Origin of the sequence: Citrobacter amalonaticus (assembly GCF_018252635.1) — a bacterium.
GTDB classification, from domain to species: domain Bacteria; phylum Pseudomonadota; class Gammaproteobacteria; order Enterobacterales; family Enterobacteriaceae; genus Citrobacter_A; species Citrobacter_A amalonaticus_E.
The window spans coordinates 342,980-356,043 of the sequence record NZ_JAGTXM010000003.1; the positions used below are offsets into that span (position 1 = coordinate 342,980).

Below are 13,064 nucleotides of genomic sequence, written 5' to 3' on the forward strand. Positions count from 1 at the left end.
GTTTCACGACGCTAGTAAACCGGAATCGCCATCGCTCCATGTGCTAAACAGTATCGCAGCCAATCGGCCAGAAACTGATTAATTTGATGCTTTTCGTCGCGTTGATGCAACTTTTTATTTGGATAATCATACCGTGCTTTGAAGCGAAAGATCTGCTGAGTTGAACACACTTCGGCGACCATCGCGTCATGGTAGAGCCGTACAGTCAGTGACGGCAGGCTCCAGTAGGTGATGGCCGGTGCCGTCTGCTCGATAGTCACCAGCGTTGTGTATCGGGTCGATTCCACGATCGTAATCCGATATTGTGCGTTGCCCACCTGGTAACTCACCGTTTCGCCAGGCGCATCATTACGCGGCAGCAGGCGTCGCAGTTGCGAAAAATTCGTTTCGCAAAGACGCATCATTTCAGGGAAGTCAGGTGTATAGCGCTTCATTTTTTCCACTCGTGTATTAACTCTTTATAGTGCAGTTGCAGCCATTGCAGGGCGATGACCGAAGCCGCGTTATCAATTTTCCCCTCTTCTACCCAACGGTAAGCCTGCTCCCGGCTTACCACATGAACCCGAATGTCTTCGTTTTCATCAGCCAGACCGTGGATCCCGTTCGCGGTCGTGGCGTCCACTTCACCCACCATAATTGACGAGCGCTCACTGGTGCCGCCAGGGCTTGCCAGAAAACTGAGCACCGGTTTCGTCCGTTTTACCTCGATGCCGGCCTCTTCCATCGCTTCACGGCGGGCCACATCCTCAACGCTTTCACCTTCTTCGATCATCCCGGCCACCATCTCCAGTAGCCATGGTGTTTCACTGGTGTCATAGGCCGCGATGCGCACCTGCTCGACTAACACCACTTCATCCCGCTCAGGGTCAAAGGGTAGCAAGACTGCCGCATGACCGCGCTCAAAAATTTCTCTACGCACTTCCTGGCTCATTTCACCGTTGAATAAACGGTGGCGAAAGCGATAAAGATCCAGCGAAAAAAAACCGCGATATAGCGTTTCTCGTGCAATAATTTCTACATCGTTTTTGGCGAAAGTTACTGGCGAGTTGCCTGATTTGCGCATTGTGCCGTCCTGTACCAATAGTGATTTAAATGTGAATTTCAAGGGCGTTTGACTGCCGTTTCATCGACCTTGTGGTAAATTGGTGCAAATTAACGCCTGATGGCACAGAACGCCAACTTTTTGCGGTGGCGGATTCTGCTAGAATCAGCAATTATTTTTAAAATTTGATCAGCGCTAAATACTGCTTCACAACAAGGAATGCAAATGAAGAAATTGCTCCCCATCCTTATCGGCCTGAGCCTGTCGGGGTTCAGCACACTGAGCCAGGCAGAGAACCTGATGCAAGTTTATCAGCAAGCACGCCTGAGCAACCCGGAATTGCGTAAATCCGCCGCCGATCGCGATGCTGCATTCGAAAAAATCAACGAAGCACGTAGTCCTTTACTGCCTCAACTGGGCTTAGGTGCCGATTACACCTACAGCAACGGCTACCGCGATGCTAACGGCGTGAACTCAAACGCCACCAGTGCGTCCCTGCAATTAACGCAGTCCCTTTTCGATATGTCGAAATGGCGGGCGCTGACTCTGCAGGAAAAATCGGCGGGTATTCAGGACGTCACCTTCCAGACGGACCAGCAAACGCTGATCCTCAACACCGCGAGCGCCTATTTTAAAGTGCTGAACGCCATTGACGTTCTTTCTTACACCCAGGCACAGAAAGAGGCGATTTATCGTCAGTTGGATCAAACCACCCAGCGTTTCAACGTGGGCCTGGTCGCCATCACTGACGTGCAAAACGCCCGTTCGCAATACGATACCGTGCTGGCGAACGAAGTGACTGCCCGTAACGATCTCGACAACGCGGTTGAAGAACTGCGTCAGGTCACCGGCAACTACTACCCGGAACTGGCGTCACTGAACGTCGACAACTTTAAAACTGATAAACCGCAGGCGGTAAACGCCCTGCTGAAAGAAGCCGAAAACCGTAACCTGACGCTGTTACAGGCGCGTCTGAGCCAGGATCTGGCACGCGAGCAGATTCGTCAGGCGCAGGATGGCCATCTGCCAACCCTGGATTTAACCGCCTCTACCGGTGTGTCTGACACCTCATACAGCGGTTCTAAAACCCGCGGCTCGGCACAGTATGACGACAGCAATATGGGCCAGAATAAAGTGGGTCTGAGCTTCTCGCTGCCGATTTATCAGGGCGGGATGGTGAACTCGCAGGTGAAACAGGCGCAGTACAACTTTGTTGGCGCCAGCGAGCAACTGGAAAGCGCCCACCGTAGCGTGGTGCAGACCGTACGTTCGTCCTTTAACAACATCAATGCGTCGATCAGCAGTATTAACGCGTACAAACAAGCCGTGGTTTCCGCCCAGAGCTCATTAGATGCGATGGAAGCGGGCTACTCCGTGGGTACACGTACTATCGTTGATGTGCTGGATGCGACCACCACGCTGTACAACGCCAAGCAGCAACTGGCGAATGCGCGTTATAACTACCTGATCAACCAGTTGAATATCAAGTCAGCGCTGGGTACGTTGAACGAGCAGGATCTGGTAGCGTTGAACAACACGCTGGGCAAACCGATTTCCACCTCACCGGAACACGTCGCGCCGGAAACCCCGCAGATGGACGCTAACGCCGACGGCTATGCTGCCAACGCGGCAGCACCTGCCGCGCAACCAGCATCAGCACGTGCTACCAGCAGCAACGGTAACAATCCATTCCGTAATTAAACGCGATGACGGGGCTTCGGCCCCGTCTGAACGTAAGGCAACGTAAAGATCCCGCCATTGGGACGCATTCCGGCCTCTTCTCGCTTCATTTTCAACCACTCATCCTCTATCCTGAGCAGTAATAATCACTGGGTCCAGGAAAGACGAAAATGAAACGGACAAAATCCATCCATCACGCCTCGTTCCGCAAAAGCTGGAGCGCGCGCCATCTGACACCTGTCGCATTCGCCGTTACCGCTGTGTTTATGCTGGCGGGCTGTGAGAAAAGCGATGAAACCGTGTCGCTGTATCAGAATGCGGATGACTGCTCGGCAGCCAATCCGGGTAAAAGCGCGGAATGCACCACGGCGTTCAATAACGCGCTGAAAGAAGCGGAACGTACCGCGCCGAAATATGCCACTCGCGAAGATTGCGTCGCCGAGTTCGGTGAAGGCCAGTGCCAGCAAACTCCTGCTCAGGCAGGCATGGCGCCAGAAGCTCAGGCCCAGCAGTCCAGCGGCAGTTTCTGGATGCCGCTGATGGCCGGTTATATGATGGGCCGCATGATGGGCGGCGGCGCGGGCTTTGCGCAGCAACCGCTGTTCAGCTCGAAAAACCCGGCCAGCCCGGCCTACGGTAAATACACCGATGCGAGCGGGAAAAACTACGGTGCAGCGCAACCTGGCCGTACGATGACGGTTCCTAAAACCGCCATGGCGCCGAAACCAGCAACCACTTCTACCGTAACGCGCGGCGGCTTTGGCGAATCGGTTGCCAAACAGAGTGCCATGCAGCGTAGCGCAAGCGGTACCTCCACGCGTTCAATGGGTGGCTGATACGCATGGAAAGAGTCAGTATTACCGAGCGTCCGGACTGGCGCGATAAAGCCACGGAATACGGTTTTAATTTTCACACCATGTACGGCGAACCGTACTGGTGTGAGGATGCCTATTACAAGCTAACGCTGGCCCAGGTTGAAAAGCTGGAAGATGTGACCGCTGAGCTACACCAGATGTGTCTCAAGGTAGTCGAGAAAGTGATCGCCAGCGACGAGCTGATGACCAAATTCCGTATTCCTAAACACACCTGGGGCTTTGTGCGTCAGTCCTGGCAGACGCACCAACCGTCGCTCTATTCACGTCTTGACCTGGCGTGGGATGGCACCGGTGAACCGAAGCTGCTGGAGAACAACGCTGATACCCCGACCTCACTGTACGAAGCGGCGTTTTTCCAGTGGATCTGGCTGGAAGATCAGATCAACGCGGGCAATCTGCCGGAAGGCAGTGACCAGTTTAATAGCCTGCAGGAAAAGCTCATCGAGCGTTTTGCCGAGCTGCGTGAGCAGTACGGCTTCCAGCTTCTGCATTTAACCTGCTGTCGCGATACTGTTGAAGATCGCGGCACCATTCAGTATCTGCAGGATTGCGCGGCAGAGGCGGAGATCGCCACCGAATTCCTCTATATCGATGATATTGGACTCGGTGAAAAAGGTCAGTTCACCGATCTACAGGATCAGGTCATTGCCAACCTGTTTAAGCTCTATCCGTGGGAGTTTATGCTGCGCGAGATGTTCTCCACTAAACTCGAAGACGCTGGCGTGCGCTGGCTGGAGCCAGCCTGGAAGAGCATTATCTCTAACAAGGCGCTGCTGCCGCTGCTGTGGGAGATGTTCCCTAACCATCCGAATCTGCTTCCCGCCTATTTCGCCGAAGACGATTATCCGCAGATGGAAAAATTCGTCGTGAAACCGATCTTCTCGCGTGAAGGCGCAAACGTCTCCATTATCGAGAACGGTAAAACGATCGAAGCAGTGGAAGGTCCGTACGGTGAAGAAGGCATGATCGTTCAGCAGTTCCATCAGTTGCCGAAGTTTGGTGATAGCTATATGTTGATCGGCAGTTGGTTGATCAACGATCAGCCTGCCGGGATTGGCATTCGCGAAGACAGGGCGCTGATCACCCAGGATCTGTCCCGCTTCTACCCGCATATTTTTATTGAATAGTTCCTTGTGCCAGGTGGCGACTCCGCCTTACCTGGCCCAGGACACGAATTGTAGGCCCGATTAGCGTAGCGCCATCGGGCATTCATCATCCTACCTGCACTGATAACATACTCAGACTTCCCATCTCAATCCCGTCGACCGGGATTGTCACTGGTTCTTTGCCATCCCACGCGCCCAACACGTATAACAGCGGCAGATAGTGATCCGGCGTAGGGTTCGACAATGAACCGCCTTCGTGATCGAGATAATTCACCAGCGGATGCTGCTCAACCGGTCCCTGCCAGCTCAGGTTCGCTTTGACAAAATCATTGAACGATGTCGCCCAGGGATACGGGGTATTATCGCCGTGCCAGCGCGCTGTGCGCAGGTTATGCACCACGTTACCACTGGCCACCAGCATGATGCCTTCATCACGCAATGCCGCCAGTTTGCGCCCGATTTCAAAATGCCAGGCCGCCGGTTTGGTGCTGTCAATGCTCAACTGTACCATTGGAATATCGGCGTTCGGGTACATCTTGATCAGCACTCCCCAGGAGCCATGATCAAAGCCCCAGGCCTCTTTGTCGAGCGCAACCGGCACCGGTGCAAGCAAATCAACCAGATGCTGGGCCAGTTCAGGGGAGCCTGGCGCGGGATAATGCGTGTCGTACAGCGCCTGCGGGAAACCGCCAAAGTCATGAATGGTCTTTGGCGCTTCCATTGCAGTGACGCCAGTACCACGGGTGTACCAGTGAGCAGACACCACCACAACCGCTTTTGGACGCGGCAATGTCTCCCCAAGCCGCTGCCAGGCACGGGTATACAGGTTATCTTCCAGAACGTTCATTGGGCTGCCGTGTCCCAAAAACAATGCTGGCATACGAATTGAAGACATGATGATATCCTTACTCAGGGAGTCATTTTGATGGTCTTACCATACCCTCTTTCGGTAAATGAAGAACTCTGATAACCATGATGATCATCATCAGTTATTTTGAAGGTCAGCGAGATGTATAAGGAGTCATTGATGTCAGTACCTTTAATTCTGACCTTACTGGCGGGTGCCGCCACGTTTATTGGCGCGTTTCTTGGCGTACTGGGGCAAAAACCTTCCAATCGCCTGCTGGCGTTTTCACTCGGGTTTGCTGCCGGAATTATGCTGCTGATCTCTTTGATGGAGATGCTGCCCGCCGCGCTAGGTACAAAGGGAATGCCGCCCGTTTTGGGCTACGGCATGTTTATCATCGGCTTACTGGGGTACTTTGGTCTGGATCGTCTGCTTCCACACGCCCACCCGCAGGATCTGATGCAAAAAAGAGCGCAGCCGATTCCCGGTTCGATCAAGCGTACCGCCATTCTGCTTACGCTGGGGATCAGTTTGCACAACTTCCCGGAAGGGATTGCCACCTACGTCACCGCAAGCAGCAACCTGGAGTTGGGATTCGGCATCGCGCTGGCGGTTGCCCTGCATAATATCCCGGAAGGTCTAGCCGTCGCCGGGCCGGTCTATGCGGCCACCGGTTCTAAACGTACCGCGATTTTCTGGGCTGGCATTTCCGGGATGGCGGAGATACTGGGTGGCGTGCTGGCATGGCTGATTCTGGGTAGCCTGGTGTCACCTGTCGTCATGGCCGCGATTATGGCCGCAGTCGCTGGCATTATGGTTGCGTTGTCAGTGGATGAACTAATGCCGCTGGCAAAAGAGATCGATCCCAATAACAACCCAAGCTACGGCGTTCTGTGCGGAATGTCGGTGATGGGCCTGAGTCTGGTCGTACTTCAGGCGATGGGTATCGGGTAAGGGAGAGGGCAGGAAGGGGTTATTCCTGCTCTTTCGTCATGACGCGTTCTTCATCATCACGACGAAGTAATTTATTGCGGATTTCCAGTAGCGCATCACGATCCTGCCGAAACGCCTTACAGTAACGTTTCATATGGCAAATATACCCCACAACCACCAGAACAATTAAAACAATCCAGTACCAGGCAATAAACATCCTTTTACCCTTTAAATTTAACATTAACAGATATTTAGCGTTAAAATTTAACATACCTATTAGTAGGTAGGATTATATACTGGCACAGTATGAAATCGAAAAGATGATTTCGATCATAGAGGAAAAGATCGGACGTTTATTAACCGACAGGATGTTTGAAAAAGCAGAATTTGCCGGATAAGGTGCTTGCACCACTATCCGGCAAGGCAGGATTAGCTGGCTTTACGTTCGTGCGCCTGACGGTAAGCCACCAGGTCTTCGATCGTTACTACAGCCATATTGTGTTTGCCCGCAAATTCGATGCACTCTGGCGCGCGCGCCATGCTGCCATCATCATTAGTCAGTTCACACAGGACACCTGCCGGTTTGAAGCCCGCCAGCGTCACCAGGTCGATGGTCGCTTCGGTGTGACCACCGCGGGTCAATACTCCGCCCGGCTGAGCGCGCAACGGGAAAACGTGTCCCGGACGGTTCAGATCGGAAGGTTTTGCACCATCGGCGATCGCCGCACGAACGGTGGTCACGCGATCGGCAGCGGAAACGCCGGTCGTGACACCTACCGCCGCTTCAATGGTCACGGTAAAACCGGTGCCATAAGCGCTGGTGTTATTTTCCACCATCATCGGCAGATCGAGTTGTTTACGACGATCTTCGGTGATGCACAGGCACACAATACCACTACCGTGACGGATGGTCAGCGCCATCTGCTCAACGGTCATAGTTTCTGCCGGGAAAATCATATCGCCTTCGTTTTCACGATCTTCGTCGTCCAGCACCATCACACCGCGGCCTTCGCGCAGCGCAGACAGAGCGTGTTCGACACGTTCAAAAGGCGTACCAAAAGAGGAAAGTAGCGTCTGATTCATGGTAAAAAAACCTCACTAAAATTATGGTTACCAGAATCAGGGCAGTCTTAGGAGTACCGACAAGCGGCAAAAAAATAACGTGAGCGGGTCCATGCCCGACTGGATCGTTACTCTCTCCCATCCGGACTCTAACCGTCGGCCCCGGAATTACACCGGATCTGCTGACCTTTGGGTTTGCACCCAAAGCGCTCGCGGGCTTTCAACCTGAGTTGATTTACCGCCGGTGGGGAATTTCGCCCCGCCCTGAGAATAAGCGAGTTAACTATAACGCTATTGATTACCTTCATCAACGCCTTTACCCGCATTAACATCACACAATTCTGGTTTATGCCTTACACAGATCGCACTACAATAGGCGTTAACACTTACCAGTTCAGGGAAACCACTATGATTGACCCGAAAAAAATTGAGCAGATCGCTCGCCAGGTTCACGAGTCGATGCCGAAAGGGATCCGGGAGTTCGGGGACGATGTCGAGAAGAAGATCCGTCAAACGCTGCAATCTCAGCTGACGCGTCTCGATCTGGTGAGCCGTGAAGAGTTTGATGTTCAGACCCAGGTGCTGCTGCGCACCCGTGAAAAGCTGGCGCTGCTGGAGCAACGCTTGAGCGAGCTGGAAGCGCGTCAGGGCACCGAAGAAGTCAAACCAGCACCTGCCATCCCACCAGTAGAACCACAAGCGTAAAAACAGCAACGGGCCGCAAGGCCCGTTGACATATCAATGTTCCACTTCTAACTTTCTGGCATTCATTGCCTGCTGGCAGTAGTGCGCGTAGCGTTTGCAAAACCAGCTGCGGTGCTCCTCGTCCATATTGCCGGTAACGGCCTGGATATCAACAGGGCGACCTTCAGCCTGCATTCTGGCAAAACTCCGCGCCAGGAAATCGAAATTGTTCATCGAATAAACACTGTTGTTCATTAGCATATCCTCCAGTCGGTGAATCTCTGTTAAGGTCATATGCTTTTTTCTGATACCAGTATTTACCGGGACGCGTAGCAGGTTTGTACATATTGTGCGCAAATCAGTTGCCTGAGTTCACACTTTAGGAACACAGGTGATGCCCGATTTCCAGGCATCACCGCCAGCGGTTATTTATCGCTGTCTTTCTGGATTTTCTTGATGATATTGGTGGTGGAGCAACCGTCTTCAAAGTTGAGCACCAGCACTTCGCCGCCGTTGGCCCACACCTCTTCACTACCGGCAATCTCTTCCGGCTTATAGTCACCACCTTTCACCAGCAAATCCGGTAATACACCTGCAATCAGACGCTGCGGCGTGTCCTCTTCAAAAGAGACGACCCAGTCAACGGATTCCAGCGCGCCCAGCACGATCATCCGCTGTTCGAGCGGGTTCACCGGACGCGTTTCCCCTTTGAGTCGTTTCGTCGACGCATCGCTGTTGACCGCAACGATTAAGCGATCGCCCAGCTTACGCGCGTTTGCGAGATAGGAGACGTGACCGGCGTGCAGAATGTCAAATACCCCGTTAGTCATGACGACTTTCTCGCCGCGCTTGCGTGCGCTGGCGACAGCCTGTTTTAACTCTTCTTCGGTCATCACGCCAAAGCCGGTTTCCGCACGACCGCGTACCGCGTTTTCCAGTTCGATAGGCGACACAGTGGAGGTCCCCAGCTTACCGACCACCACGCCCGCCGCCGCATTGGCAAAGAAGCAGGCTTCTTCCAGCGAATTACCGGCTGCCAGCGTCGCCGCCAGCACGCCAATGACCGTGTCGCCCGCACCGGTTACGTCATACACTTCCTGCGCCTGCGTCGGCATATGCAGCGGGGCTTTCCCCGGTTGCAGCAGCGTCATTCCCTGCTCGGAACGGGTGACCAGCAAAGCGGAAAGCTCAAAATCGGCAATCAGCTTCATGCCGCGTTCCACAATCTCTTCTTCGCTTTTGCATTTTCCTGCCACCGCTTCGAACTCAGAGAGATTCGGCGTCAACAGTGTCGCACCGCGATAGCGGGAAAAATCGGTTCCTTTCGGATCGATCAGCACCGGCACTCCGGCCTTACGCGCCAGCGCAATCATTTGCTGAACGCTGGCCAGCGCACCTTTGGCGTAGTCAGACAGCACCAGCGCTCCGATCGAGCTCAGTGCCTGATTGATACGCTCATGCAGCGGCTGCGGATCCACGCCTTCAAAGCCTTCTTCGAAGTCCAGACGGATCAGTTGCTGGTTACGTGAAAGCACGCGCAGTTTGGTGATAGTGGGATGAGTCGGGACAGAAACAAAGTCGCATTTCACGTTCACGTCCGCCAGCGTTTTGCTGAGTGCGCGCGCGGCATCGTCGATACCGGTCAGTCCGACCAGGCGCGAATTTGCGCCCAGAGAGGCAATGTTCATCGCCACGTTTGCCGCACCACCCGGACGTTCTTCGATGGTATCGACTTTTACCACCGGTACCGGCGCTTCAGGTGAAATACGGCTGGTAGGCCCGTACCAGTAGCGATCCAGCATCACATCACCGACAACCAAGACTCCTGCACGTTCAAACTCTGGCAGCGTTACTTTCATTCCTGTCTCCTGAGAGATTCAAAATTTGCGCGCGATAATAGCACACTTCATCAGTCAACCAGCCACTTCTGCCAGCTTGCCCCGACCTGTGCACGTTCCGCCTCAAAACACGTTTGCGGCACATGGCCCGGCTGTTCCTGTAACGCCAGGTGATGCAGTTCATCGCGCAGCGTGGTATAGGCGTGGGTCAGCGCCATCGCCTCCTGCTCGTCCATAATGTCGTTTTGCGCTAACAGTTCCAGAATACGCACATTATCCGACCAGCGGGTTAGTTTGGGTTTGTCATGGGCATAGCGAAGCACCAGATATTGCGTGATAAATTCGATATCCGTAATACCGCCTTCATCGGCTTTAATATCAAAGCGATCGCGATGCTTATTGCCCAAATGCGCGCGCATTTTTGCACGCATCTCACGTACCTCGGTCTGCAACGTTTTGCCATCGCGAGGCAGCGTCATGATATCCCGACGCACCGTATCAAACTGCGAGGTCAGCTGCGGGTCGCCGTACACCACTCGTGCGCGCACCAGCGCCTGATGCTCCCACGTCCAGGCCTCATTTTTCTGATAATCCGCAAAGGACTCTGCGGAGGTCACCAGCATCCCCGCCGCCCCTGACGGGCGCAACCGGGCGTCAACTTCATACAGGATGCCTGAGGAGGTACGGGTGCTGAACAGATGCATAATGCGCTGCGCCAGCCGCAGATAAAATTGACGCCCGTCAATTTCTCGTTCGCCGTCGGTCATCACATCAACGGGGCAGTCATGCAGGAAAATCAAGTCGAGATCGGAGCTGTAGCCCAATTCCCAGCCGCCCAGTTTGCCGTAGCCCACCACTGCAAAGCCGCGCCCTTCCCGCTCGGCAAGATGCGTTGGCTGCCCATAGCGCGCCACCATTTGCAGCCACGCCTGCTGCACAACGGCATCAATCATCGCTTCCGCCAGCCAGGTCAGATGGTCACTCACCTTCATCACCGGCAGCGTGCCGGCGATATCCGCAGCGGCAATACGCAGCAGCTGCGTTTGTTTGAACTGTCGCAGGGCTTCCAGCTGTTGTTCTTCATCGTCTTCCGGTACGCGCAGCAGATACTGGCGCAGCTCATCACGGTAAGCATCGGTCGCCGTCGGTTGATAGAGCGTATTCGGGTCGAGCAGTTCATCGAGCAGCAGCGGGTAGCGCGCCAGTTGACTGGCGACCATCGGTGACGCCGCACAGAGCGTAATCAGATGCTTCAGCGCGCCTGGGAATTCACTCAACAGCTCCAGATAGGTGGTACGCGTGACGATGCCAACCAGCAGCGGCGTAATGCGCGACAGCGGGAGAGAAGCGTCCTGGCGCGTGCAGACATCGCTGAGCAGGTGCGGCATCAGATGGTCAAGCACCTGACGTCCACGCGGACCAATGGTGCGTTTATCCACTTCTTTACGGAAATCGGCAATCAGCGCCAGCACGCGCAGGCGATCGTCATCCATGAGATGCGCCAGCACCGGTGGCATATCCTCTTCCTGTAAGGCGTCCTGCCACAACTCGCGCCACTGTTCCGAGAGCGCATCTTCCTGCGTCTCGGTTTCGTCATCGCCGATCAGTTCGTTAAACACGCGCCGGACGTTCGCCATGTGCCCCTCAAGCGTCTGCGTCAGTTGCGACCAGTTATCCGCATTCATTCCCCAGGCCAACCGCGCCCGGTTAAGTTCATCGCCCGGCAGCGTCTGGGTTTGTTCATCATTAATGCTTTGCAGCAGGTTTTCCAGACGACGCAGGAAGAGGTAAGCCTGCCGCAACTGGTCGGCATCGTTTTCCGGCAGCAAATGCAGAGCGGCGATTGCGCTTAGGGTCGGTAGCAGTGAACGGGATTGCAGCGACGGCTCGCGCCCGCCACGAATCAACTGGAACACCTGCACGATAAACTCGATTTCGCGAATGCCACCCGCGCCGAGCTTGATGTTATCTTTCAGCCCCCGACGACGGACTTCACGCGCAATCATCCCCTTCATATTGCGTAGCGACTGGATCACGCTGAAGTCGATGTAACGGCGGAAAACGAACGGACGCAGCATGGCGCGAAGTTCATCGACATAACGCCCGTCGGTATCGCCCATAATCCGCGCCTTGACCATCGCGTAGCGCTCCCAGTCACGCCCCTGCTCCTGGTAATAATCTTCCAGCGCCGCAAAACTCAGCACCAGCGGACCGCTGTCGCCAAACGGGCGCAGACGCATGTCCACCCGATAGACAAAGCCATCCTGGGTAGGCTGATCCAGCACCTTGATCAGCCGCTGTCCCATGCGGGTAAAAAACTGCGCATTATCCAGTTCACGGCGTCCGCCCTGGGTTGAGCCGTGCTCAGGCCAGGCAAAGATCAGATCGATATCCGAGGAAAAATTCAGCTCGCCACCGCCCAGTTTGCCCATGCCTAAAATCAGTAGCGGCTGCGGGATCCCCTCCTGACTGCACGGTGTGCCCCATTCGCGACAGCAGGCGTCGTACAGCCAGTCGCGCGCGCTAACAATCAGGGTTTCGGCCAGATGGCTTAACTGGTGCAGAATGTCTGTATCGTCCACCAGCGACAGCGCCTGCGCCCAGGCAATCCGCACCATCACGCGACGGCGAAAAAGACGCAGTTCATGCATCAGCGCCGCTTCATCGTTTACCGTTGCCAGCGCTGCCTGTAACCACTCACCGTACTGTTGCCATTCATCAGCCTGCGGCGGTGCACTTTCCAGCTCCGCCAGCCAGTGCGGATGTGCAATCACGCTGTCCTGCACAAAATCACTGAATGTAAGTACTGACTTCGCTTGTACACCCGATGCGGATTCAGGCAACTGCTCTGCAATGGTTTGCCAGTACTGCTGTAACAGTGAAGAGAGCGGCTTCATTAAAAGATTCCTTGTAACGTTGCCGGGTGGCAGCATTCCGCCTTATCCGGTCTACAAAATATGTCGTTCCGTAGGCCTGACAAGCGCAGCGCCATCAGGC

Annotated in this window: 13 protein-coding genes and 1 riboswitch; of the genes, 5 read left to right on the forward strand and 8 right to left on the reverse strand. The window is 54.6% G+C overall.

Translation table 11 applies throughout. The features are described 5' to 3' along the window. Window positions 1-11 precede the first annotated feature (11 nt). Together KE671_RS11355 and nudF are read right to left on the reverse strand one after the other, a co-directional pair. Window positions 12-434 carry a DUF1249 family protein gene (locus KE671_RS11355; RefSeq protein ID WP_206163045.1) on the reverse strand — a complete coding sequence of 141 codons (423 nt, stop codon included), beginning with the start codon at window positions 432-434 and terminating at the stop codon, window positions 12-14. After that, the gene (gene nudF, locus KE671_RS11360; RefSeq protein ID WP_206163046.1) at window positions 431-1,063 is read right to left on the reverse strand and encodes an ADP-ribose diphosphatase; all 633 of its coding nucleotides are present in this window, start codon (window positions 1,061-1,063) and stop codon (window positions 431-433) included. Before nudF ends, KE671_RS11355 begins: the two co-directional genes overlap by 4 nt. 204 nt (window positions 1,064-1,267) lie before the next feature. Here nudF and tolC point away from each other — a divergent pair, with 204 nt between their 5' ends. The 3 genes from tolC (at window position 1,268) to KE671_RS11375 (ending at window position 4,724) form a co-directional block, all read left to right on the forward strand. Next, complete coding sequence (tolC, locus tag KE671_RS11365; protein WP_206163047.1) at window positions 1,268-2,743, forward strand: outer membrane channel protein TolC; 1,476 nt, start codon at window positions 1,268-1,270, stop codon at window positions 2,741-2,743. A 149-nt stretch (window positions 2,744-2,892) separates the two neighbouring features. Further along, window positions 2,893-3,558, forward strand: coding sequence for a DUF1190 family protein (locus tag KE671_RS11370; RefSeq protein WP_206163048.1), 666 nt, complete (start codon window positions 2,893-2,895; stop codon window positions 3,556-3,558). A gap of 5 nt (window positions 3,559-3,563) precedes the next feature. Next, the gene (locus KE671_RS11375) at window positions 3,564-4,724 is read left to right on the forward strand and encodes a glutathionylspermidine synthase family protein (RefSeq protein ID WP_206163049.1); all 1,161 of its coding nucleotides are present in this window, start codon (window positions 3,564-3,566) and stop codon (window positions 4,722-4,724) included. A gap of 85 nt (window positions 4,725-4,809) precedes the next feature. On the opposite strand, the gene ygiD is transcribed toward KE671_RS11375, so the two are convergent. Then, entirely contained in the window at window positions 4,810-5,598 is a 789-nt protein-coding gene (gene ygiD, locus KE671_RS11380; protein WP_206163050.1) for a 4,5-DOPA dioxygenase extradiol, read from the reverse strand. Between the two features lie 132 nt (window positions 5,599-5,730). Here ygiD and zupT point away from each other — a divergent pair, with 132 nt between their 5' ends. Then, window positions 5,731-6,504: a zinc transporter ZupT gene (gene zupT, locus KE671_RS11385; protein WP_206163051.1), complete on the forward strand. Its 774-nt coding sequence runs from the start codon at window positions 5,731-5,733 to the stop codon at window positions 6,502-6,504. A 19-nt stretch (window positions 6,505-6,523) separates the two neighbouring features. Here the strand turns inward: zupT and KE671_RS11390 are convergent, their stop codons facing one another. Beyond that, window positions 6,524-6,700 carry a hypothetical protein gene (locus KE671_RS11390; RefSeq protein WP_102602814.1) on the reverse strand — a complete coding sequence of 59 codons (177 nt, stop codon included), beginning with the start codon at window positions 6,698-6,700 and terminating at the stop codon, window positions 6,524-6,526. Window positions 6,701-6,912: 212 nt separating this feature from the next. Then, window positions 6,913-7,566 (reverse strand): 3,4-dihydroxy-2-butanone-4-phosphate synthase, encoded by a 654-nt coding sequence (ribB, locus tag KE671_RS11395; RefSeq protein ID WP_206163052.1) that lies wholly within the window; start codon window positions 7,564-7,566, stop codon window positions 6,913-6,915. A 105-nt stretch (window positions 7,567-7,671) separates the two neighbouring features. Then, a riboswitch (FMN riboswitch) is annotated at window positions 7,672-7,821 on the reverse strand. Window positions 7,822-7,953: 132 nt separating this feature from the next. On the opposite strand from ribB, the gene ubiK reads away from it, so the two are divergent. Then, window positions 7,954-8,250: a ubiquinone biosynthesis accessory factor UbiK gene (gene ubiK, locus KE671_RS11400; RefSeq protein WP_206163053.1), complete on the forward strand. Its 297-nt coding sequence runs from the start codon at window positions 7,954-7,956 to the stop codon at window positions 8,248-8,250. 33 nt (window positions 8,251-8,283) lie between these two features. Here the strand turns inward: ubiK and glgS are convergent, their stop codons facing one another. The 3 genes from glgS to glnE all read right to left on the reverse strand — a co-directional run bounded on the left by glgS (window position 8,284) and on the right by glnE (window position 12,964). After that, entirely contained in the window at window positions 8,284-8,490 is a 207-nt protein-coding gene (gene glgS, locus KE671_RS11405; protein WP_080343280.1) for a cell surface composition regulator GlgS, read from the reverse strand. A gap of 164 nt (window positions 8,491-8,654) precedes the next feature. Continuing rightward, on the reverse strand, window positions 8,655-10,088 hold the full coding sequence (gene hldE, locus KE671_RS11410) for a bifunctional D-glycero-beta-D-manno-heptose-7-phosphate kinase/D-glycero-beta-D-manno-heptose 1-phosphate adenylyltransferase HldE (protein ID WP_206163054.1): 1,434 nt from the start codon (window positions 10,086-10,088) through the stop codon (window positions 8,655-8,657). A 50-nt stretch (window positions 10,089-10,138) separates the two neighbouring features. Next, window positions 10,139-12,964 (reverse strand): bifunctional [glutamate--ammonia ligase]-adenylyl-L-tyrosine phosphorylase/[glutamate--ammonia-ligase] adenylyltransferase, encoded by a 2,826-nt coding sequence (gene glnE / locus KE671_RS11415; protein WP_206163055.1) that lies wholly within the window; start codon window positions 12,962-12,964, stop codon window positions 10,139-10,141. Window positions 12,965-13,064 lie beyond the last annotated feature (100 nt).